We start from the raw sequence: 21,403 nt of genomic DNA on the forward strand, positions 1-21,403 counted from the left end.
GATCACGGGAAAACATTCACGGAGAGTTTGATCCTGGCTCAGGACGAACGCTGGCGGCGTGCTTAACACATGCAAGTCGAACGATGAAGCCCTTCGGGGTGGATTAGTGGCGAACGGGTGAGTAACACGTGGGCAATCTGCCCTTCACTCTGGGACAAGCCCTGGAAACGGGGTCTAATACCGGATAACACTCTGTCCCGCATGGGACGGGGTTGAAAGCTCCGGCGGTGAAGGATGAGCCCGCGGCCTATCAGCTTGTTGGTGGGGTGATGGCCTACCAAGGCGACGACGGGTAGCCGGCCTGAGAGGGCGACCGGCCACACTGGGACTGAGACACGGCCCAGACTCCTACGGGAGGCAGCAGTGGGGAATATTGCACAATGGGCGAAAGCCTGATGCAGCGACGCCGCGTGAGGGATGACGGCCTTCGGGTTGTAAACCTCTTTCAGCAGGGAAGAAGCGAGAGTGACGGTACCTGCAGAAGAAGCGCCGGCTAACTACGTGCCAGCAGCCGCGGTAATACGTAGGGCGCAAGCGTTGTCCGGAATTATTGGGCGTAAAGAGCTCGTAGGCGGCTTGTCACGTCGGATGTGAAAGCCCGGGGCTTAACCCCGGGTCTGCATTCGATACGGGCAGGCTAGAGTGTGGTAGGGGAGATCGGAATTCCTGGTGTAGCGGTGAAATGCGCAGATATCAGGAGGAACACCGGTGGCGAAGGCGGATCTCTGGGCCATTACTGACGCTGAGGAGCGAAAGCGTGGGGAGCGAACAGGATTAGATACCCTGGTAGTCCACGCCGTAAACGTTGGGAACTAGGTGTTGGCGACATTCCACGTCGTCGGTGCCGCAGCTAACGCATTAAGTTCCCCGCCTGGGGAGTACGGCCGCAAGGCTAAAACTCAAAGGAATTGACGGGGGCCCGCACAAGCAGCGGAGCATGTGGCTTAATTCGACGCAACGCGAAGAACCTTACCAAGGCTTGACATACACCGGAAAGCATCAGAGATGGTGCCCCCCTTGTGGTCGGTGTACAGGTGGTGCATGGCTGTCGTCAGCTCGTGTCGTGAGATGTTGGGTTAAGTCCCGCAACGAGCGCAACCCTTGTTCTGTGTTGCCAGCATGCCCTTCGGGGTGATGGGGACTCACAGGAGACTGCCGGGGTCAACTCGGAGGAAGGTGGGGACGACGTCAAGTCATCATGCCCCTTATGTCTTGGGCTGCACACGTGCTACAATGGCCGGTACAATGAGCTGCGATGCCGCGAGGCGGAGCGAATCTCAAAAAGCCGGTCTCAGTTCGGATTGGGGTCTGCAACTCGACCCCATGAAGTCGGAGTTGCTAGTAATCGCAGATCAGCATTGCTGCGGTGAATACGTTCCCGGGCCTTGTACACACCGCCCGTCACGTCACGAAAGTCGGTAACACCCGAAGCCGGTGGCCCAACCCCTTGTGGGAGGGAGCTGTCGAAGGTGGGACTGGCGATTGGGACGAAGTCGTAACAAGGTAGCCGTACCGGAAGGTGCGGCTGGATCACCTCCTTTCTAAGGAGCACTTCTTACCGGGCTTGCCTGGTCAGAGGCCACTACGTCGGCAAATGTTCGACGGTGGTTGCTCATGGGTGGAACGTTGACTATTCAGTACCTGGTGGTTCAAACGGGTCGTGAGTACTGCTCCTCGGAGCGTGGAAAGCGGGTCGGATGAATTCCGGGTGCTGGGCACGCTGTTGGGTGTCTGAAGGTATGGCCGCAAGGTTGCCTTCAAACGCCGGCCCCAGTGAACTTGCCTGCAAGGGTGAGGTGATGGGTGGCTGGTCGTTGTTTGAGAACTGCACAGTGGACGCGAGCATCTGTGGCCAAGTTTTTAAGGGCGCACGGTGGATGCCTTGGCACCAGGAACCGATGAAGGACGTGGGAGGCCACGATAGGCCCCGGGGAGCTGTCAACCGAGCTTTGATCCGGGGGTGTCCGAATGGGGAAACCCGGCAGTCGTCATGGGCTGTCACCCGCTGCTGAACACATAGGCAGTGTGGAGGGAACGAGGGGAAGTGAAACATCTCAGTACCCTCAGGAAGAGAAAACAACCGTGATTCCGGGAGTAGTGGCGAGCGAAACTGGATGAGGCCAAACCGTATGCGTGTGATACCCGGCAGGGGTTGCGCATGCGGGGTTGTGGGATCTCTCTTCTGCGGTCTGCCGGCCGTGGGACGAGTCAGAAACCGTTGATGTAGGCGAAGGACATGCGAAAGGTCCGGCGTAGAGGGTAAGACCCCCGTAGCTGAAACATTGACGGCTCGTTTGAGAGACACCCAAGTAGCACGGGGCCCGAGAAATCCCGTGTGAATCTGGCGGGACCACCCGCTAAGCCTAAATATTCCCTGGTGACCGATAGCGGATAGTACCGTGAGGGAATGGTGAAAAGTACCGCGGGAGCGGAGTGAAATAGTACCTGAAACCGTGTGCCTACAAGCCGTGGGAGCGTCGCTGTGTGTGCTTGCACATGCAGTCGTGACTGCGTGCCTTTTGAAGAATGAGCCTGCGAGTTTGCGGTGTGTTGCGAGGTTAACCCGTGTGGGGAAGCCGTAGCGAAAGCGAGTCCGAATAGGGCGTTTCAGTAGCACGCTCAAGACCCGAAGCGGAGTGATCTAGCCATGGGCAGGTTGAAGCGGAGGTAAGACTTCGTGGAGGACCGAACCCACCAGGGTTGAAAACCTGGGGGATGACCTGTGGTTAGGGGTGAAAGGCCAATCAAACTCCGTGATAGCTGGTTCTCCCCGAAATGCATTTAGGTGCAGCGTCGTGTGTTTCTTGCCGGAGGTAGAGCACTGGATAGGCGATGGGCCCTACCGGGTTACTGACCTTAGCCAAACTCCGAATGCCGGTAAGTGAGAGCACGGCAGTGAGACTGTGGGGGATAAGCTCCATGGTCGAGAGGGAAACAGCCCAGAGCATCGACTAAGGCCCCTAAGCGTACGCTAAGTGGGAAAGGATGTGGAGTCGCAGAGACAACCAGGAGGTTGGCTTAGAAGCAGCCACCCTTGAAAGAGTGCGTAATAGCTCACTGGTCAAGTGATTCCGCGCCGACAATGTAGCGGGGCTCAAGCGTACCGCCGAAGTCGTGTCATTCGTACATTAATCCCCAACGGGAGTGCGGATGGGTAGGGGAGCGTCGTGTGCCGGGTGAAGCAGCCGCGGAAGCGAGTTGTGGACGGTTCACGAGTGAGAATGCAGGCATGAGTAGCGATACACACGTGAGAAACGTGTGCGCCGATTGACTAAGGGTTCCTGGGTCAAGCTGATCTGCCCAGGGTAAGTCGGGACCTAAGGCGAGGCCGACAGGCGTAGTCGATGGACAACCGGTTGATATTCCGGTACCCGCTTTGAAACGCCCAGTACTGAGCCCATTAATGCTAAGTCCGTGAAGCCGGCCCGATCTCTTCGGAGTTGAGGGTAGTGGTGGAGCCGATGAACCAAGGTGGTAGTAGGTAAGCGATGGGGTGACGCAGGAAGGTAGTCCAGCCCGGGCGGTGGTTGTCCCGGGGTAAGGGTGTAGGACGCACGGTAGGCAAATCCGTCGTGCATATAGTCTGAGACCTGATGCCGAGCCGATTGTGGTGAAGTGGATGATCCTATGCTGTCGAGAAAAGCCTCTAGCGAGTTTCATGGCGGCCCGTACCCTAAACCGACTCAGGTGGTCAGGTAGAGAATACCGAGGCGTTCGGGTGAACTATGGTTAAGGAACTCGGCAAAATGCCCCCGTAACTTCGGGAGAAGGGGGGCCATCACTGGTGATTGGATTTACTCCATGAGCTGGGGGTGGCCGCAGAGACCAGCGAGAAGCGACTGTTTACTAAAAACACAGGTCCGTGCGAAGCCGTAAGGCGATGTATACGGACTGACGCCTGCCCGGTGCTGGAACGTTAAGGGGACCGGTTAGCTGACTTTCGGGTCGGCGAAGCTGAGAACTTAAGCGCCAGTAAACGGCGGTGGTAACTATAACCATCCTAAGGTAGCGAAATTCCTTGTCGGGTAAGTTCCGACCTGCACGAATGGCGTAACGACTTCTCGACTGTCTCAACCATAGGCCCGGTGAAATTGCACTACGAGTAAAGATGCTCGTTTCGCGCAGCAGGACGGAAAGACCCCGGGACCTTTACTACAGTTTGATATTGGTGTTCGGTTCGGCTTGTGTAGGATAGGTGGGAGACTTTGAAGCAGCCACGCCAGTGGTTGTGGAGTCGCCGTTGAAATACCACTCTGGTCGTGCTGGATGTCTAACCTGGGTCCGTGATCCGGATCAGGGACAGTGTCTGATGGGTAGTTTAACTGGGGCGGTTGCCTCCTAAAGAGTAACGGAGGCGCCCAAAGGTTCCCTCAGCCTGGTTGGCAATCAGGTGTTGAGTGTAAGTGCACAAGGGAGCTTGACTGTGAGACCGACGGGTCGAGCAGGGACGAAAGTCGGGACTAGTGATCCGGCAGTGGCTTGTGGAAGCGCTGTCGCTCAACGGATAAAAGGTACCCCGGGGATAACAGGCTGATCTTCCCCAAGAGTCCATATCGACGGGATGGTTTGGCACCTCGATGTCGGCTCGTCGCATCCTGGGGCTGGAGTCGGTCCCAAGGGTTGGGCTGTTCGCCCATTAAAGCGGTACGCGAGCTGGGTTTAGAACGTCGTGAGACAGTTCGGTCCCTATCCGCTGTGCGCGTAGGAATATTGAGAAGGGCTGTCCCTAGTACGAGAGGACCGGGACGGACGAACCTCTGGTGTGCCAGTTGTTCTGCCAAGGGCATGGCTGGTTGGCTACGTTCGGAAAGGATAACCGCTGAAAGCATCTAAGCGGGAAGCCTGCTTCGAGATGAGTATTCCCACCAACTTGATTGGTTAAGGCTCCCAGTAGACGACTGGGTTGATAGGCCAGATGTGGAAGCCTGGTAACGGGTGGAGCTGACTGGTACTAATAGGCCGAGGGCTTGTCCTCAGTTGCTCGCGTCCACTGTGTTAGTTCTGAAATAACGAACGGCCGTGTTGTTCCGGTATTGTTTATTTCATAGTGTTTCGGTGGTCATTGCGTTAGGGAAACGCCCGGTTACATTCCGAACCCGGAAGCTAAGCCTTTCAGCGCCGATGGTACTGCAGGGGGGACCCTGTGGGAGAGTAGGACGCCGCCGAACTCCTTTTACGGGAAAGCCCCGTGTCCTTGTGGACACGGGGCTTTTCTGCGTTTCCGAACGTCTAGGCTCGAACCATGCGCTACGAACTGGTCATCTTCGACAACGACGGTGTGCTCGTGGACAGCGAGCCGATCTCCAACACCATCCTGGCCGAGTACCTCACGGAGCTCGGCCACCCCACCTCGTACCAGGAGTGCCTGCGGGACTACATGGGGTCCGCCGTGCACCGGGTGCACGATCTCGTCGAGGAGCGGACCGGCGAGAAGTTGCCCGCGGACTTCGACGAGACGCTCCACTCGCGTATCTTCGCCGGGTTCGAGCAGGAGCTTGAACCGGTGGCCGGGGTCGAGGACGTGCTCGGGAAGCTCGTGGCCGACGGGATTCCGTACTGCGTCGCCTCCTCCGGCAACCACGAGCGGATCCGGGTCGGGCACCGGAAGACCGGGCTCGATCAGTGGTTCGAGGAGGAGTGGATCTTCAGCGCGGAGGACGTGGGGCGGGGAAAGCCGGCGCCCGACCTGTTCCTGCTCGCCGCCGAGCGCATGGGGGTCGCTCCCGAACGGTGCGTCGTCATCGAGGACAGCCCGCTCGGAGTGGAGGCGGCCAGGGCCGCGGGGATGGATGTGTACGGGTTTACGTCGATGATGCCGGCGGACCGGCTCGCCGGGGTCACCGGGCACTTCTCCGACATGGGCCAACTCCGGGAATTGCTCGCCTGATCCATCTACCCACCGGTAGGAAGTGGCCTTACGCTCGCGGCCATGACAGATGCTCGTTTGCGGCACGGCAGGGCCTCCCTCACGGTGAGTTTCTTCGTGCAGGGAGTCACCTTCGCTCTGCTGGTGACGCGGATTCCCGCCATCCAGGACCGGTACGGGATATCCGACGGGCTGCTGCCCGTGTTCCTGGCCGCGGTGCCCATCCTGGCTGGGGTGGGCAGTGTGGTCACCGAGAAGCTGGTCGTGCGGGTGCGGCCCAGGGTCGTGCTGAGGTGGGCACAGCCCGTCGTGATGCTCGCGCTGCTCGGCGCCGGCGCCGGGAACGCGCTGTGGGAGGCGGCCCTGGCGCTGGGCGTGTTCGGGCTCTCCGTCGGGGCGCTCGACGCCTCCATGAACATGATGGGCGTCAGCCTCCAGCGGGCGTACGGGCGATCCATCATGCTCGGGTTCCACGCCGCGTACAGTCTGGGCGGGATCGCCGGGGCGTCCATGGCCTGGGCCGGGGCGCACTGGGACCTTTCGCTGCTGGTCTCCTACCTGCCGGCGGTCGTCGTGCTGCTGCCCGTCGTGTTCATCGCGAGCCGGTGGTACGCCGAAGGCACGGAGTCGGAGGCGAAGCCCGGGGAGGTGCAGGGCAAGGGGGCGGCGGCCTCGGTCTCCTTCAAGCTGCTGATGCCGCTCTGTCTGGTGATGAGCTTCGCGTACATCGGGGACTCGACGGTCTCCAACTGGAGCGCCAAGTATCTGCAGGACGTGCTGGGCAGCTCGGAGCAGCTGTCGACCGTTCCGTACAACGTCTACATGGTGACGACGCTGCTGGGGCGGGCCGTCGGGGACTTCGGGGTGCGGCGGTTCGGGGCCGTGACCGTGGTGCGGGGCGGGACCGTGCTGGCCGCCGCCGGGTTCGCCGTGGTGGCGGTGGCCGGTGGGGCGTGGGTCGGGATGCTCGGGTTCACCATGCTGGGGCTCGGGCTCTGCGTGATCGTGCCGCAGACCTTCGCAGCTGCCGGGCGGATGTTCCCCGGGGCGAGCGATACGGCCATCGCCCGGCTGAACGTCTTCAACTACGTGGGATTCCTGGTGGGATCGCCGTTGGTGGGGGCGCTCGGGGATGCCTGGAGCTACCGGGGGGCGATGCTCGTACCGATGGTGCTGGTGCTTGCGACGTTGGTGTACGCCAAGTCGTTCGGCGCGGAGTCCGCCCGATACGGTGGCGGGCATGAGCGGCCGCGCACAGTTGATGTGGGATGACGCAGTAACGGGATACGACTTCGGGGAAAGTCATCCGATGGACCCGGTCAGGCTCGTCCTGACGATGGGGCTGGTCCGGGCGTTCGGGCTCGACGGTGCGGTGGACGTGGTGTCGGCCAAGCCCGCCGGGGAATCCACGCTGCGGCTGGTGCACCGCGAGGACTACGTGGCCGCGGTGCGTGCCGCCTCGGCGGATCCGAAGCACGCCGATCAGAAGTACGGGCTCGGGACGGTGGACGATCCGGCGTTCGCGGGGATGCACGAGGTATCGGCGCTGATCGCCGGGCAGTCGGTGGCGGCGGCCGAGGCGGTGTGGCGCGGGGACACCTCGCACGCGGTGAACTTCACGGGCGGGCTGCACCACGCGATGCCGGGCGGCGCGGCGGGATTCTGCGTCTACAACGATCCGGCGCTCGCCATCGCGCGGATGCTGGAGCTCGGCGCCGAGCGGGTCGCGTACGTGGATGTGGACGTGCACCACGGGGACGGGGTGCAGGCGGCCTTCTGGGAGGACCCGAGGGTCCTGACCATCTCGCTGCACGAACACCCGCGGACGCTCTTCCCGCAGACCGGCTGGCCGGAGGAGACCGGCTCCGGGGCGGGTGAGGGCAGTGCGGTGAACCTGGCGCTGCCGGCCGGTACGGGGGACGCGGGGTGGCTGCGGGCGTTCCACGCGGTGGTGCCGGAGCTGCTGGCGGACTTCCGACCGCAGGTGCTGGTGAGCCAGCACGGGGCCGATACGCATTTCGAGGACCCGCTCGCCCATCTCGCGGTGTCGCTGGACGCTCAGCGCGCGGTGATGGCGGCCTGTCATGACCTTGCCCATGAGCACGTGGAGGGCGGGCGCTGGCTGGCGCTCGGCGGGGGCGGTTACGCGGTGGTCGATGTGGTGCCGCGGTCCTGGACGCATCTGGTGGGGATCGCCGCGCATGCGCCGGTGGACCCGGAGTCGGTGATTCCGTCGTCGTGGCGGGACGAGGTCTACGCCCGGACCCGGCAGTTGGGGCCGGCCCGGATGACGGACGGCCGTACGCCCTCCTGGAAGTCGTGGGAGGAGGGGTACGACCCGGCGGACCGGCTGGACCAGGCGGTGCTGGCGACGCGGCGGGCGGCGTTCCCGTTGCGGGGGCTGCTGACCTGAGCCGGACGGGGACGGTCGAGGTGCGGTCGTTTCCGCGCGGTGGCGAGTAATGGTTACGCCAACTGTGGGGCGTAACCGGGCTTCCGGCCCCCCATCCGGGTGCTTGGGGGAGCATCGGTGGAGTGTTGAGCACCGGAGCGCTGCGTGCGCATCTGCTGGCGGCCCGGCTGGCCGGGCCCGTGGCCACCTCGCGGGAGGTGAGTCTGCGGAGTTATCGGCTCTTCGCGGCCCGGGATCCGCGGGTGACACTCGGCCTCGACCCCGGGCGGGGCTGGGAAGAACAGGATCTGCTCCGTCTTATGGCCGACAAGTGCGGGGTTTCGGATGATCCCGCGCATGTCTCGGGGCCTGATGTGATCGATCCGGAGCGGACTCTGGCAGGTCTGGACGCTTTCGCCGAGCGGCTGTCGCATGCCGCGGTCCGGCGGGCGCCGGTGCTGTTCGGGACCGGTCATCCGCACCGGCTGCTCGGTTTCTACGCAGCGCTGGCAGACGCCATGTCGGCGGCCGGGTGTCCCGTCCTCACCCCCGCGCAGGGGCGATGTATCGACATAACGACCCGGTTCGGCGTACGCACGTGCAGTCTCGACTACGTACGGGGAGTCGCGATGGTGCGCGAACCCGGCGTGCGGTCGCGCGGTGGTGACACCGGCGCACATACCCATTCCCCGCTGCCGGTCAGGGTTGTCCTGGAGGCGGCGGCGGAGGGCCGGGGGCGGTTGCCGGAACTGGTTGTGGGGGATCACGGCTGGGTCTGCGGGGCAGGTCAGCTGGGCATTGAGGCGATCGGTCTCGCCGATACGGACGATCCCGCGCTGTTCGTCGGGGAGGCCGAGGGGCGGGTGGCGGTCGCCGTGCCGCTCGATGACGGGGTGCCGTCCGCGTACTACCGGCCGCTGACGCGCTATGTACTCAATCGGGCGTTTCTGTCACGGTAGGCGGCCGATCGTCTCACCTCTTCCCCACTCGCATCACCCGCCCCTAATCTGGGGAGTGAGCGCACAACGACGAAGAGTCACCGGAGGGGAAGCCGGTGGGCGTCTCGTGCGGAAGGTACAGGTGGGTCATGGCTGCTGGCAGCGAGAGGCCTCTCAACGAGGTCAAGTTTCTGACCGTGGCGGAAGTCGCCTCGGTCATGAGAGTGTCGAAGATGACCGTGTACCGCTTGGTGCACAGCGGTCATCTGCCGGCGATCCGGGTGGGCAGGTCCTTCCGGGTACCGGAGCAAGCGGTTCACGAGTATCTCCGCGAGTCCTTTGTGGGGGTGGAGTCCGCCTGAGGTTCACCTCGGATTACGTCCCTCACGCGCTGGCGGGTAGGCTAGGCCGACGTAGGTCGTGTGGGCCCAGACGCCCCGCACCAGTGAAGAAGAAGTGAGCGAGGGTAGTCGTGGGCTCTGTTATCAAGAAGCGGCGTAAGCGGATGGCCAAGAAGAAGCACCGCAAGCTGCTCAAGCGCACGCGCGTTCAGCGTCGCAACAAGAAGTAAGCGAACGCGGTTCGTGAATCCGCAGCCCTTCCACCGGTCCGGTGGAAGGGCTGCGGTGCGTTGTGGGGGCGGTCGCCCCGGCGGTCGCCCGCATTCGGGCCAAAGACTTGCGGGAAGGCAGCCGCGCGGTCATCACAGGGCAACATCCACCCGCTACGGTGACGGCCAGGGGAAACCTTTCGACGGAAGGCGCTGATCTTGGGGAAGGTCGTGCTGGTCACGGGAGCGGCCCGGCAGCTGGGCGGCCGCTTCGTGCGGCGCATCCAGAGTGATCCAGGTGTGGACCGGGTGATCGCCGTCGACGCGGTCGCGCCCGGACACGAGCTGGGCGACGCCGTTTTCGTGGCGGCGGACATACGCCAGCCCGCGATCGCCAGGGTCCTCGCCGAGCACTCCGTCGACACGGTGGTGCATCTGGACGTCTCGGCCAAGGCGGTCGGCACGGGTGGGCGGACGACGGTCAAGGAGACCAACGTCATCGGCACCATGCAGCTGCTCGGTGCCTGTCAGAAGGCGCCGAGCGTGCGGCGGCTGGTGGTCAAGTCCAGTACGAACGTGTACGGCTCGGCGCCCCGCGATCCGGCGGTCTTCACCGAGACCACCCCGCCCAAGTCCCTGCCCAGCGGAGGCTTCGCCAAGGACGTGGTGGAGGTCGAGGGGTACGTACGGGGTTTCGCGCGCCGTAGGCCGGATGTCGCCGTGTGCGTGCTCAGATTCGCGAACATCCTCGGGCCGCAGGCCGATTCGCCCCTCGCCGACTACCTTTCGCTGCCCGTGCTGCCCACGGTGTTCGGATACGACCCGAGGCTCCAGTTCGTGCACGAGGACGATGTCGTCGACGTCCTGGGCGTCGCGTCCGGCGAGCCGGGGCGTGGAACGCTGAACAGCGGCACGTTCAACATCGCCGGGGACGGGGTGCTGCTGCTCTCGCAGTGCTCGCGGCGGCTGGGGCGGCCGACGGTGCCGTTGCTGCTGCCCGCGGTCACCTGGGTCGGCCAAGCGCTGCGTACGGTCGGCATGACGGACTTCTCGCCGGAGCAGATCCGGCTGCTCACCCACGGCCGGGTGGTCTCCACCGTCCAGATGCGCGAGACCCTCGGCTTCCACCCCCGGTTCAGTACCGCGGAGACGTTCGCGGAGTTCGCGCGCAGTCAGGGGCCCGGACTGCTGCCGCCCGAGGCGGTGGGCGGTGCGGTCGACCGGCTGGCCGCCATGCCGCTCGCGGGGGCGGGCGGCGATGTTCCGGGGATCACCGGGGCCGGCGACACCGAGCCGACCCCCAGCGCCAGGTAGAGGAGCGCACCGACGATGGCGGATGCCAAGGTCATTCCGTTCGACGACGACCGTTCACGGACGGGCGGTTCAGCGCGCGCCGCACGGCGCCGGCCCGCGGGGGGCGGGGGCCGGGGGCCCACTGCGGCCTCCATGGTGGGGACCGCGGCCGTGAGCGCCCTGCCCGGACAGCAGGACGCCTCGAAGCCGCCGGAGGAGCCCCAGCGGGCCGGGCAGCAGCCCCTGGAGCGGGACGGCGGCGGCTGGGACCGGCGGATCGCCGGCGGGCTCGCGTTCCTGCGACGGCGGGTCACGGGTGAGTACGACGTCGACGAGTTCGGCTATGACGAGGAGCTGACCGATCAGGTCCTGATGTCGATGCTGCGGCCGGTGTACGAGAAGTACTTCCGGGTCGAGGTGAAGGGCGTCGAGAACATCCCCTCCGAGGGCGGCGCGCTGATCGTGTCCAACCATTCGGGGACGCTGCCGCTGGACGGGCTGATGCTCCAGGTCGCCGTGCACGACAACCATCCGGCGGGCCGGCATCTGCGGCTGCTCGCCGCCGATCTCGTGTTCATGCTGCCGGTGGTGAACGAGCTGGCCCGCAAGGCCGGGCACACGCTGGCCTGCGCGGAGGACGCGGAGCGGCTGCTGCGGCGGGGCGAGGTCGTCGGGGTGATGCCCGAGGGGTTCAAGGGCATCGGGAAGCCGTTCGGGGAGCGGTACAAGTTGCAGCGCTTCGGGCGGGGCGGCTTCGTGTCCACGGCGCTGCGGGCCGGGGTGCCGATCATTCCGTGCTCGATCGTGGGGGCGGAGGAGATCTACCCGATGATCGGCAACTCGAAGACGCTGGCGCGGCTGTTGGGCTTCCCGTACTTCCCGATCACGCCGACGTTCCCGTGGCTGGGGCCGCTCGGGGCGGTGCCGCTGCCGACGAAGTGGACGATCCAGTTCGGGGAACCGATCTCCACGAGCGGGTATCCGGTGGAGGCGGCGGAGGATCCGATGCTGATGTTCAACCTGACGGATCAGGTGCGGGAACAGATTCAGCACACGCTGTACAAGCTGCTGGTGCAGCGGAGGTCGGTGTTCTTCTGAGGGCGTGCCGGTACGCGGGGGCGTGCCGGCACGCGAAAGGGGGGACGGACTCGACGAGTCCGTCCCCCCTTTCGCGTATGAGGTGGCGCTAGTCGTTCTTCAGGTCCTCGCCGTTGATCCCCAGGCCCGGGAGGAGGCCGGGGAGGAGCGGCGGGAGGGTCACGTCCGGGGTGGGCGGGGTGCTGACCCGGCCGTCGCCGGACGGGACGGTGCCGGGGGGCGGGGTGCCGAACAGGCCGTCCGTGCCGCCGCCGATCAGGCCCTCGGACGAGGCACTGCCGGATCCCGACGGGTGGGGCGAGGCGCTGTCGCCCGTACGGCCCCGGGAGGCTTCCGGCGACGTGGGCGCGGAGGGGGCCGTGTGCGAGGGGCGTGTCTGCTCCGCGGTGTCCGACCGCTGGGCGTTGCCGCTGCTGTCCGGGGTGCGGGGCAGCAATGACTGGAGCGGTTGGACCTCTTGGTCTATGGCGTCGAAGACCGAGCTGACCTGGTCGCCGACGTCCGTCAGCTGCACGGGCAGCCGGTCGCGGAGGCTGCTCCAGCTGTCGCGGTGCGAGCGGGAGAAGGAGTCCAGGGTCTGGATGGGGCCGATGGCGCCGTTGCGCTGGTAGGCGGAGTGGAGCAGGCGGTGGCCCTCGCTGGCGTCGTGCGTCATGCCGTTGAGCGTGCGCCTGACCTCGCCGAGCTGTTCGTGGTCCAGGTCGCCGGAGCGCGCGCGCTCCATCAGCCGACGGGCCTCGCTGAGCCGGGTGGACGCCTGGTCGAGGTAGGCCTCGCCGCGGTCGGCGTCGCCGCTGGCCATGCCGAGCTGGAGGTCCTCCATGCCGCGCTTGAGCCCGTACAGCGAATCACCCGGCAGGGCGTCGGAACTGGCAGCGGCCACTCCGCCGAAGGCGCCCGCCGCCACACCGACGGTGAGCCCGCCGGCCGCGAGGCCCTTCGTCCAGCGTGAACGCGGACGCAACTTCCGGAGCGGGGAGGCCCGGTGGGCTCCCTTGGCCCGCTGTTCGGGCACCGTAGGGCCCGCGGACGCGCCGCCCTCGGTGAACATTGCCTCCATGGCGGCGACGAGCTGGGCTCGCTGCACCACTTTGACCTCGGGATCCAACTCCGGCCTCGGTACTTCACCGAGGCCGTTCGCCAGGGCCAACAGCGGTCCGTGGTCGGCCTCTTCGGCCGGTTCCTCGGGCTGTGCGGCCGCCGCAGCGCGGAGCGACTGCTCCTCCAGGGCCTGGGCGAAGGCGTTCGCCCGCCGGTGTGCCGAAACGTTTGCGATCACTGGCGGCACCTCCTCTCGTCATGACGGTCGACTCCCCTGGGGTCCGGAAGGTTGCACACCTTGAGCGCTTCCACACGAATGAGTGAGTGTCGGCGGACATGGGGTGACGACAGGGGGCCTGCAACCGGCACAACGAGGGGCGCGGCACTTGGGTTACGCACGAAGGATGATCGGACCAGCGCGTGAGGGGGGCGCCGAGAGTGACTCGGCCGGGGGTGTCGTCAGCGGGCATCGTCCGGGAGGAGCCGGGCCAGCGTGCGGACGGCGCGGTATTGAAGCGTCTTGATCGCGCCCTCGTTCTTGCCCATGACCCGGGCGGTCTCGGCGACCGAGAGGCCCTGCAGGAATCGCAGGGTCACGCACTCCTGCTGCTGCGGGTTGAGCCGCCGCACGGCCTGGAGGAGCGCGGCGTTGGAGAGGGACTCCAGGACGGAGTCCTCGGGGCTGCGCTCGACCTCGTTGGCGTCGAGCATTTCGCCGGTGGTCACTTCCAGCCGGAAGCGGCTGGACTTGAAGTGGTCGGCCACCAGGTTGCGGGCGATGGTGACCAGCCAGGCGCCGAAGTCGCGGCCCTGCCAGGTGAAGGTGGAGATGCGGCGCAGGGCGCGCAGGAAGGTCTCGCTCGTGAGATCCTCCGCCGTCGCCTTGCCGCCCACGCGGTAGTAGATGTAGCGGTAGACGGTGTCGCTGTACTGGTCGTAGAGGCGACCGAAGGCGTCGGCCTCGCCGGCCTGCGCGCGCTCGACGAGATCCATCATGCGCGCGCTGTCGCTGTCGGCGGTCGGCCGACGGACGGTGGACGTGGTCGTTGCGCCGCGGTTGCTGCGTCTTCCGACCGCCGCACTGCGTTCGGCCAGGGCATAGCAGGGGCCGGCAGGTGCAGGGGTGGCAAATGCGGGTACGGCGTACGCGGTGGGGACGAAGCCGCGCAAGCGGTCGGCGACCGTTGCGCGCAGCGTAGCCAGGCCCGAGGCGTCAACCCCGACGTGTGGGTACACGGGACTCCCAGAGGCAGAGCTTCCATCACGTTCAGTGCGAAACCGTCACTCGTCGTAGTGAGTGGTGGGTTCCGGAATGCGTCTGAGGAGAATAACGCTTCGTACAGGCAGTGCTACACCCAGTTGCTCAAATCATCGATTACGTCGCTTCTGCGGCGACTAAGCGACGCATTAAGTAGCACATCGTGACCGTTTGTTGATCGAATTACTTCGCTATCTGCCTGTCGGCGCGACGGGTTGTGGTCGTGTGCAAGCAATGCGACTGGCCGGAGCGGTCGGTGGGTAAGGGCTTCCGATCGGCCGCGCGGGCCGGGCGTGGCTCGCCCGGCCCGCGAAGGGGCCGGGCGGGTCGGGGATGCCGGCGGCGGCGCAGGGCGGGTCGGGGACGCGTCAGCGGCGGCGGCGGTGCAGGGCGACGGCGGCGGCGGTTCCGCCCGCGATCGCACCCACGCCGGCCGCGGCCGGGATGCCGACCTTGGCCGCCTTGCGGCCCGTCCGGTAGTCCCGCAGCCGCCAGTCGAGCGCGCGGGCGTGTCTGCGGAGCTTGGCGTCCGGGTTGATCGCGTACGGGTGCCCGACCAGGGACAGCATCGGGATGTCGTTGTGCGAATCGCTGTACGCCGCGCAGCGGTCGAGGTCCAGGCCCTCGGCGGCGGCCAGGGCGCGGACCGCCTCGGCCTTCGCGGGGCCGTGCAGCGGCTCGCCGACCAGGCGGCCGGTGTAGACCCCGCCGACGGATTCGGCGACCGTGCCGAGCGCGCCGGTCAGGCCGAGTCGGCGGGCGATGATCGTGGCGGTCTCCACCGGGGCCGCGGTGACCAGCCAGACGCGCTGCCCGGCGTCGAGGTGGGCCTGGGCGAGTGCCCGGGTGCCGGGCCAGATGCGGTCGGCCATGTACTCGTCGTAGATCTCCTCGCCGATGGACATCAGCTCCGAGACCCGGTGCCCCTTGACGATGGACAGGGCGCTGTCGCGGGCGTCCTGCATGTGTTCCGGGTCCTCGACGCCCGCCAGCCTGAACCAGGCTTGCTGCCAGGCGAACCTGGTCAGCTCGCGGCGCTGGAAGAACTTCCGCTTGTACAGGCCACGGCCGAAGTGGAAGATCGCCGCGCCCTGCATCACGGTGTTGTCCAGGTCGAAGAAGGCGGCGGCCCGTTCGTCGCCGACGACGGGGAAGGGCGCCTCCTCGGCGTCAGCCTTCGCGGCTGCGTCCTGCTCGGTGCCGGGGGACTGATCGTCGGGGAGGGTGGATTTCCGCGCTGCCTCAGCTGCTGCCTCGCCGGCCAGCACGCTCCGTGCTGTCGCGGGGCGCCTACGGGGTGTGAGCCATCCAAGAGCGGCCATGTCGTGAGCATAGCCAGTCGGTTCGGCCCTTCCCGACCTGCTGGGATGTCGCGGCGTGAACTCTCTGCCGCCGATCTGTTGAACGGGTGATTCCGGGCGTACCGGAGCAGGGGCGGAACAGGTCTTCTCCGGGCGCAGAATGAAGGCATGAGTGCCTTGCTGCGACGTACGAAGAAGAAGCCCGCGGAACGTGTGGTGACCCTGGTCGGGAAGCCCGGGTGTCACCTCTGTGACGACGCGAGGCAGGTGGTGCGGGAGGTGTGTGAGGAGACCGGCGCGTCCTGGGAGGAGAAGGACATCACCGTGGACGAGGAGCTGTACCGGGAGTACTGGGAGCAGATTCCGGTGGTGCTGATCGATGACGAACGGCACACGTTCTGGCGGGTGGATCCCGCGAGGCTGCGCGCGGCACTGCGCTCATGAGCGAAAGCCGGTTACCATCGTGGGCGTTTTGAGTGCTCTCGGGGGAGTGGCTGTGAGGAGTGTGTGCCGCTTTGCCCCCTTCGGGCCTGCAACGGGCTGATGCGATCCTTGGTTCCGGGATCGCGCGACGAATGTGCGTGACCCCGGTCACTTTGACCGGACAAAACGGACACTATCTTTGTGCACGTGTTCACAAAGACATAGCCTGCATTCGACGGGGCGGTCCTGGGAACTACGGCCGCCTGCAGCCCCGCTCATCCCGCAGGAGCACCGTGGCAACTGGCCGAACTCACCGACCGGCGACCCGTAGCCGAGGAATTCCCGAGGCCACCGTCGCCCGACTTCCGCTGTATCTGCGCGCACTGACCGCGCTCTCCGAGCGCTCGGTACCCACGGTCTCGTCCGAGGAACTCGCCGCGGCGGCGGGGGTCAACTCCGCCAAGCTGCGCAAGGACTTCAGCTACCTCGGCTCGTACGGCACGCGTGGTGTCGGCTACGACGTCGAGTATCTCGTGTACCAGATCTCCCGCGAACTCGGGCTCACCCAGGACTGGCCCGTCGTGATCGTCGGCATCGGTAACCTCGGCGCCGCGCTCGCCAACTACGGCGGCTTCGCCTCCCGCGGTTTCCGGGTTGCCGCGCTGATCGACGCCGACCCCGCGATGGCCGGAACGCCGGTCGCGGGCATTCCCGTCCAGCACGCCGACGAACTGGAGCAGATCGTCGGCGACAACGGCGTGTCGATCGGTGTCATCTCGACCCCGGCCGGTGCCGCGCAGCAGGTCTGCGACCGGCTCGTCGCCGCGGGCGTCACCTCCATCCTGAACTTCGCGCCGACCGTGCTGTCCGTTCCCGACGGCGTCGACGTCCGCAAGGTCGACCTCTCCATCGAGCTCCAGATCCTGGCCTTCCACGAGCAGCGCAAGGCCGGCGAGGACACCGCCGGGAGCAGCCCGGACCCGGCCGCGCCCCCGGTGCGCTCGGCCTCCACCGGACGGAAGGGACCCGACGGGGACATGCCCGCCGTGATGCCGGCATGAGTCTCCTTGTCGTAGGACTGAGCCACCGCAGCGCCCCGGTCTCCGTGCTGGAGCGGGCCTCGCTGTCCGCCGAGGCGCAGGCCAAGCTGCTCCAGGACACGCTCGCCGCGGAGCCCGCGGTCGAGGCCGCGGTGCTGGCCACCTGCAACCGCATCGAGCTGTACGCCGACGTGGACAAGTTCCACGCGGGCGTCGCCGAGCTGTCCACGCTCCTCGCCCAGCACAGCGGCGTCGGCCTGGACGAGCTCACTCCGTATCTCTATGTGCACTACGAGGACCGGGCCGTCCACCACCTCTTCTCGGTGGCGTGCGGGCTGGACTCGATGGTCGTCGGCGAGGGCCAGATCCTCGGCCAGATCAAGGACGCGCTGGCGCTGGGGCAGGAGCTCCACACCGCGGGACGGCTGCTGAACGACCTGTTCCAGCAGGCCCTGCGGGTCGGCAAGCGGGCCCACAGCGAGACCGGGATCGACCGGGCCGGGCAGTCGCTCGTCACCTTCGGCCTGGAGCAGCTCGCGGCCGGTGCGGACGTCGCCGGCTGGGCCGCGGGCAAGCGCGCCCTGGTGATCGGCGCGGGCTCGATGTCCTCGCTCGCCGCCGCCACCCTGGCCCGTACCGGTGTCGCCGAGATCGTCGTCGCCAACCGGACCCGGGCCCGCGCCGACCGGCTCGTCGAGATCCTGGTCCAGCCCTCCGGCACCGGCGTGGCCGCCCGTGCCGTGGAGATGGCCGCGGTCCGCGACGAACTGACACGTGCCGATGTCGTAGTCTCCTGCACCGGTGCGACCGGTCTCGTGCTGACCGCCGAGGCCGTCGCCGCCGCGCTCGGCCTGGACGTCGACGACGCCTTCGAGACGCCCGCCGCCACGCCCTCGGTGCCCGCCCCGGCCGACGCCGACCGGCATGCCGCCTGGGTGGAGAACGGCAGCGCCGGTGCGGTGCGCCGGGCGGCCCACCGGGCCACCGTGCCCGCCCAGGGCGCCGGCCCCGTACGCCTGGCCCTGCTCGACCTCGCCATGCCGCGCGACATCGACGGCGGGGCGGCCCGGCTCGACGGGGTGCGCCTCGTCGACATCGAGTCGCTCGCCGAGGCGTCCGCGGACGCCCCGATGGCCGCCGATGTGGACCAGGTGCGCACCATCGTCTCCGACGAGGTCGCCGCCTTCGGCGCCGCTCAGCGCGCCGCCCACATCACCCCGACCGTCGTCGCGCTGCGCACGATGGCCGCCGGAGTGGTCGCGGGCGAGATCGCGCGGCTCGACGGGCGCCTCCCCGACCTGGACGAGAAGCAGCGCGCCGAGATCTCGCAGACCGTGCGCCGCGTCGTCGACAAGCTCCTGCACGCGCCCACCGTGCGGGTCAAGCAGCTCGCCAGCGAGCCCGGCGGCGCCGGGTACGCCGATGCGCTGCGGGAACTCTTCGACCTCGACCCGCAGACGGTCGCAGCCGTCTCCCGGGCAGACCTGAACGACCCGAATCGAGGGCGGTCATGACCGACAACTCAACCCCGGTCGCGGGGGCCGACAAGCCGCTGAGGCTGGGCACCCGCCGCAGCAAGCTCGCCATGGCGCAGTCCGGCATGGTGGCCGAAGCGGTCAGCGAGGTGACCGGGCGCGCCGTCGAGCTCGTCGAGATCACCACGTACGGCGACATCTCCCGGGAGCACCTCGCGCAGATCGGCGGCACCGGTGTGTTCGTCGCGGCGCTGCGTGAGGCGCTGCTGCGCGGTGAGGTGGACTTCGCCGTCCACTCGCTCAAGGACCTGCCGACCGCGCAGCCCGAGGGCCTCGTGCTGGCCGCCGTGCCGGTGCGCGAGGACCCGCGCGACGCGCTGGTGGCGCGGGATGGGCTGACCTTCGGGCAGCTGCCGTCCGGTGCCCGCATCGGTACCGGCTCGCCGCGCCGCATGGCGCAGCTCAACGCGTACGCCCGTGACCACGGCCTCGACATCGAGACCGTGCCGATCCGGGGCAACGTCGATACGCGTATCGGATTTGTCCGGAGCGGTGAGCTGGACGCGGTGGTACTCGCCGCGGCCGGACTCAGCCGCCTCGGCCGGAGCGGTGAGGTGACCGACTTCCTGTCGGTCGACACCGTCCTGCCCGCTCCCGGTCAGGGAGCACTGGCGATCGAGTGCGCTGAGACCAGCGCCGACCTCGCCGCCGCGCTCGCCGAGCTCGACGACCCGTACACCCGGGCCGCCGTGACCGCCGAGCGTGCCCTGCTCGCCGCCCTGGAGGCCGGTTGCTCCGCACCTGTGGGTGCGCTGGCCGACCTCCTGGTCGACGGACAGGCTGTCAACGAACTGCGCCTGCGCGGTGTCGTCGGTTCCACCGACGGTTCCTCGCTGGTGCAGATGTCCACCACCGGTCCCGTTCCCACGTCGCAGGACGACGCGGCTGCCCTCGGTCGCGAGCTCGCGGCCGAGATGCTTGCCAAGGGTGCGGCCGGTCTTATGGGGGAGCGAGCACTTTGAGCCCCACCGGCCCCGCCGCATCCGACTTTCCGGCCCTGTCCGCACAAGGGCACGTCACCTTCCTCGGCGCCGGTCCCGGCGACCCGGGACTGCTGACTCTGCGCGCCGTCGAGGCGCTTGCGAGCGCGGACGTCCTTGTCGCCGAGCCGGACGTCCTCGGCGTCGTTCGCTGCCATGCGCGGGCAAGCGTAAGCACAGCTGAGCTGACGGTTGTTGACGCGCAGTCAGCAGCCGCCGGTGTTCCCGTTCTCAGGGACGCGGCCAATCTTGTCATGGAGGCGGTGAAGGGCGGCAGGCGGGTCGTCCGTGCCGTCTCGGGCGACCCGGGACTGGACGGGAACGCGGGGGCCGAGATGCTCGCCTGCGCCGCCGCCGGCATACCCTTCGAGGTCGTGCCGGGTGTTGCCAACGTTGTGGGTGTGCCCGCGTACGCCGGTGTGCCGCTGCGTGACGCGCAGGGCGCGGACGTCAGGTTCGTCGACGCCCGTACCGCGTCCGACCGCTGCTGGACCGAGGTCGGCGCGAGCGATGCCACGGCCGTCATCTCGACGACGCTCGACTCGGTGGCCGCGGCCGCCGGTGAGCTGGTCTCGGCGGGCCGCAAGCCCGACACCCCGCTGACCGTGACGGCCGCCGGTACGACGACCCGCCAGCGCACCTGGACGGCGACCCTCGGGACGATCGCCCAGGTCCTGAAACAGGCGAAGGTGCTGCCCTCCCCGGAGGGCCACCGGCCCGTCATAGCCGTGGTCGGTGAGCGCAGCTCCGCAGCACAGCGCGACCAGCTCGCGTGGTTCGAGTCCAAGCCGCTGTTCGGCTGGAAGGTGCTCGTGCCGCGCACCAAGGAGCAGTCCGCTTCGCTCTCCGACCAGCTTCGTTCCTACGGTGCCGTGCCGCACGAGGTCCCGACGATCGCCGTCGAGCCGCCCCGTACGCCCCAGCAGATGGAGCGCGCGGTCAAGGGTCTGGTCACGGGCCGTTACGAGTGGATCGCCTTCACCAGCGTCAACGCGGTGAAGGCCGTCCGGGAGAAGTTCGAGGAGTACGGGCTCGACGCCCGTGCCTTCGCCGGGATCAAGGTCGCGGCCGTGGGCGAGCAGACCGCCGCCGCGCTCGTCGACTTCGGTGTGAAGCCGGACCTGGTGCCGTCCGGTGAGCAGTCCGCCGCCGGTCTGCTGGAGGACTGGCCGCCGTACGACCCGGTCTTCGACCCGATCGACCGGGTCTTCCTGCCGCGCGCCGACATCGCCACCGAGACGCTGGTGGCCGGGCTCATCGAGCTCGGCTGGGAGGTCGACGACGTCACCGCGTACCGCACGGTCCGCGCCTCGCCGCCGCCCGCCGACACCCGCGAGGCGATCAAGGGCGGCGGCTTCGACGCGGTGCTCTTCACCTCGTCGTCGACCGTGCGGAATCTGGTCGGCATCGCGGGCAAGCCGCACAACGTGACGGTGATCGCGTGTATCGGCCCGGCGACGGCGAAGACCGCCGAGGAGCACGGCCTGCGGGTCGACGTCCTCTCCCCGGAGCCGTCGGTGCACAAGCTGGCCGAGGCCCTCGCCGAGTTCGGTGAGCGGCGCCGGGAGGCGGCGAAGGAGGCCGGCGATCCGGTGACGCGGCCGAGCGAGCGGCGTCCCGGCGCGCGGCGGCGTCGTACGACGACCTGATCCGCGCGGTCGGAGGGTGTGAGGGGTCCGGTTGCCACG

At 67.3% G+C, this 21,403-nt stretch carries 16 protein-coding genes and 3 rRNA genes; 16 read left to right on the forward strand and 3 right to left on the reverse strand.

The window, feature by feature from the left end; translation table 11 throughout:
- The first annotated feature begins 15 nt into the window (after positions 1-15).
- The 11 genes from OHA19_RS22760 (at position 16) to OHA19_RS22810 (ending at position 12,137) form a co-directional block, all read left to right on the forward strand.
- Positions 16-1,541: ribosomal RNA gene (locus OHA19_RS22760) — 16S ribosomal RNA — on the forward strand.
- A gap of 309 nt (positions 1,542-1,850) precedes the next feature.
- Positions 1,851-4,975 (forward strand): 23S ribosomal RNA (locus OHA19_RS22765).
- 76 nt (positions 4,976-5,051) lie between these two features.
- Positions 5,052-5,168 (forward strand): 5S ribosomal RNA (gene rrf, locus OHA19_RS22770).
- Together the 16S, 23S and 5S rRNA genes form the textbook arrangement of a ribosomal RNA operon.
- A gap of 74 nt (positions 5,169-5,242) precedes the next feature.
- A complete protein-coding gene (locus tag OHA19_RS22775) occupies positions 5,243-5,887 on the forward strand; it encodes an HAD family hydrolase (protein WP_405751341.1) in 645 nt (214 codons plus the stop codon).
- A 42-nt stretch (positions 5,888-5,929) separates the two neighbouring features.
- The gene (locus tag OHA19_RS22780; protein ID WP_405713864.1) at positions 5,930-7,138 is read left to right on the forward strand and encodes an MFS transporter; all 1,209 of its coding nucleotides are present in this window, start codon (positions 5,930-5,932) and stop codon (positions 7,136-7,138) included.
- Positions 7,107-8,279, forward strand: coding sequence for an acetoin utilization protein AcuC (locus OHA19_RS22785; protein ID WP_405713862.1), 1,173 nt, complete (start codon positions 7,107-7,109; stop codon positions 8,277-8,279). Before OHA19_RS22780 ends, OHA19_RS22785 begins: the two co-directional genes overlap by 32 nt.
- Positions 8,280-8,401: 122 nt before the next feature.
- Positions 8,402-9,217 carry a phosphatase gene (locus tag OHA19_RS22790; RefSeq protein ID WP_405713860.1) on the forward strand — a complete coding sequence of 272 codons (816 nt, stop codon included), beginning with the start codon at positions 8,402-8,404 and terminating at the stop codon, positions 9,215-9,217.
- 128 nt (positions 9,218-9,345) lie between these two features.
- Positions 9,346-9,558 carry a helix-turn-helix domain-containing protein gene (locus tag OHA19_RS22795; protein WP_014046653.1) on the forward strand — a complete coding sequence of 71 codons (213 nt, stop codon included), beginning with the start codon at positions 9,346-9,348 and terminating at the stop codon, positions 9,556-9,558.
- A gap of 110 nt (positions 9,559-9,668) precedes the next feature.
- Positions 9,669-9,767 carry a 30S ribosomal protein bS22 gene (locus OHA19_RS22800; protein WP_003948845.1) on the forward strand — a complete coding sequence of 33 codons (99 nt, stop codon included), beginning with the start codon at positions 9,669-9,671 and terminating at the stop codon, positions 9,765-9,767.
- A gap of 198 nt (positions 9,768-9,965) precedes the next feature.
- On the forward strand, positions 9,966-11,060 hold the full coding sequence (locus tag OHA19_RS22805; RefSeq protein WP_405713858.1) for an NAD-dependent epimerase/dehydratase family protein: 1,095 nt from the start codon (positions 9,966-9,968) through the stop codon (positions 11,058-11,060).
- 15 nt (positions 11,061-11,075) lie between these two features.
- Positions 11,076-12,137, forward strand: a complete 1,062-nt coding sequence (locus OHA19_RS22810) for a lysophospholipid acyltransferase family protein (RefSeq protein ID WP_405751344.1) — start codon at positions 11,076-11,078, stop codon at positions 12,135-12,137.
- Between the two features lie 88 nt (positions 12,138-12,225).
- Here the strand turns inward: OHA19_RS22810 and OHA19_RS22815 are convergent, their stop codons facing one another.
- From OHA19_RS22815 to OHA19_RS22825, 3 genes are all read right to left on the reverse strand, one after another.
- Positions 12,226-13,416: a DUF5667 domain-containing protein gene (locus OHA19_RS22815; RefSeq protein ID WP_405713854.1), complete on the reverse strand. Its 1,191-nt coding sequence runs from the start codon at positions 13,414-13,416 to the stop codon at positions 12,226-12,228.
- Positions 13,417-13,637: 221 nt separating this feature from the next.
- A complete protein-coding gene (locus OHA19_RS22820; protein WP_351265330.1) occupies positions 13,638-14,414 on the reverse strand; it encodes an ECF subfamily RNA polymerase sigma factor, BldN family in 777 nt (258 codons plus the stop codon).
- A 390-nt stretch (positions 14,415-14,804) separates the two neighbouring features.
- Positions 14,805-15,758, reverse strand: a complete 954-nt coding sequence (locus OHA19_RS22825) for an HAD family hydrolase (protein ID WP_405713851.1) — start codon at positions 15,756-15,758, stop codon at positions 14,805-14,807.
- A 147-nt stretch (positions 15,759-15,905) separates the two neighbouring features.
- Here OHA19_RS22825 and OHA19_RS22830 point away from each other — a divergent pair, with 147 nt between their 5' ends.
- The 5 genes from OHA19_RS22830 to OHA19_RS22850 all read left to right on the forward strand — a co-directional run bounded on the left by OHA19_RS22830 (position 15,906) and on the right by OHA19_RS22850 (position 21,364).
- The gene (locus tag OHA19_RS22830) at positions 15,906-16,181 is read left to right on the forward strand and encodes a glutaredoxin family protein (protein WP_405751346.1); all 276 of its coding nucleotides are present in this window, start codon (positions 15,906-15,908) and stop codon (positions 16,179-16,181) included.
- A gap of 272 nt (positions 16,182-16,453) precedes the next feature.
- Positions 16,454-17,221, forward strand: coding sequence for a redox-sensing transcriptional repressor Rex (locus tag OHA19_RS22835; protein ID WP_405751348.1), 768 nt, complete (start codon positions 16,454-16,456; stop codon positions 17,219-17,221).
- Entirely contained in the window at positions 17,218-18,714 is a 1,497-nt protein-coding gene (locus tag OHA19_RS22840) for a glutamyl-tRNA reductase (protein WP_405713845.1), read from the forward strand. Before OHA19_RS22835 ends, OHA19_RS22840 begins: the two co-directional genes overlap by 4 nt.
- Positions 18,711-19,697 (forward strand): hydroxymethylbilane synthase, encoded by a 987-nt coding sequence (gene hemC / locus OHA19_RS22845; RefSeq protein WP_405713843.1) that lies wholly within the window; start codon positions 18,711-18,713, stop codon positions 19,695-19,697. The genes OHA19_RS22840 and hemC overlap by 4 nt, the downstream gene beginning before the upstream one ends.
- Positions 19,694-21,364 (forward strand): uroporphyrinogen-III synthase, encoded by a 1,671-nt coding sequence (locus tag OHA19_RS22850; protein WP_405713841.1) that lies wholly within the window; start codon positions 19,694-19,696, stop codon positions 21,362-21,364. The genes hemC and OHA19_RS22850 overlap by 4 nt, the downstream gene beginning before the upstream one ends.
- The last annotated feature ends 39 nt before the right edge of the window (positions 21,365-21,403 follow it).

The sequence above is a fragment of the Streptomyces sp. NBC_00012 genome (genome assembly GCF_045040875.1).
In the GTDB taxonomy this organism is placed as follows: domain Bacteria; phylum Actinomycetota; class Actinomycetes; order Streptomycetales; family Streptomycetaceae; genus Streptomyces.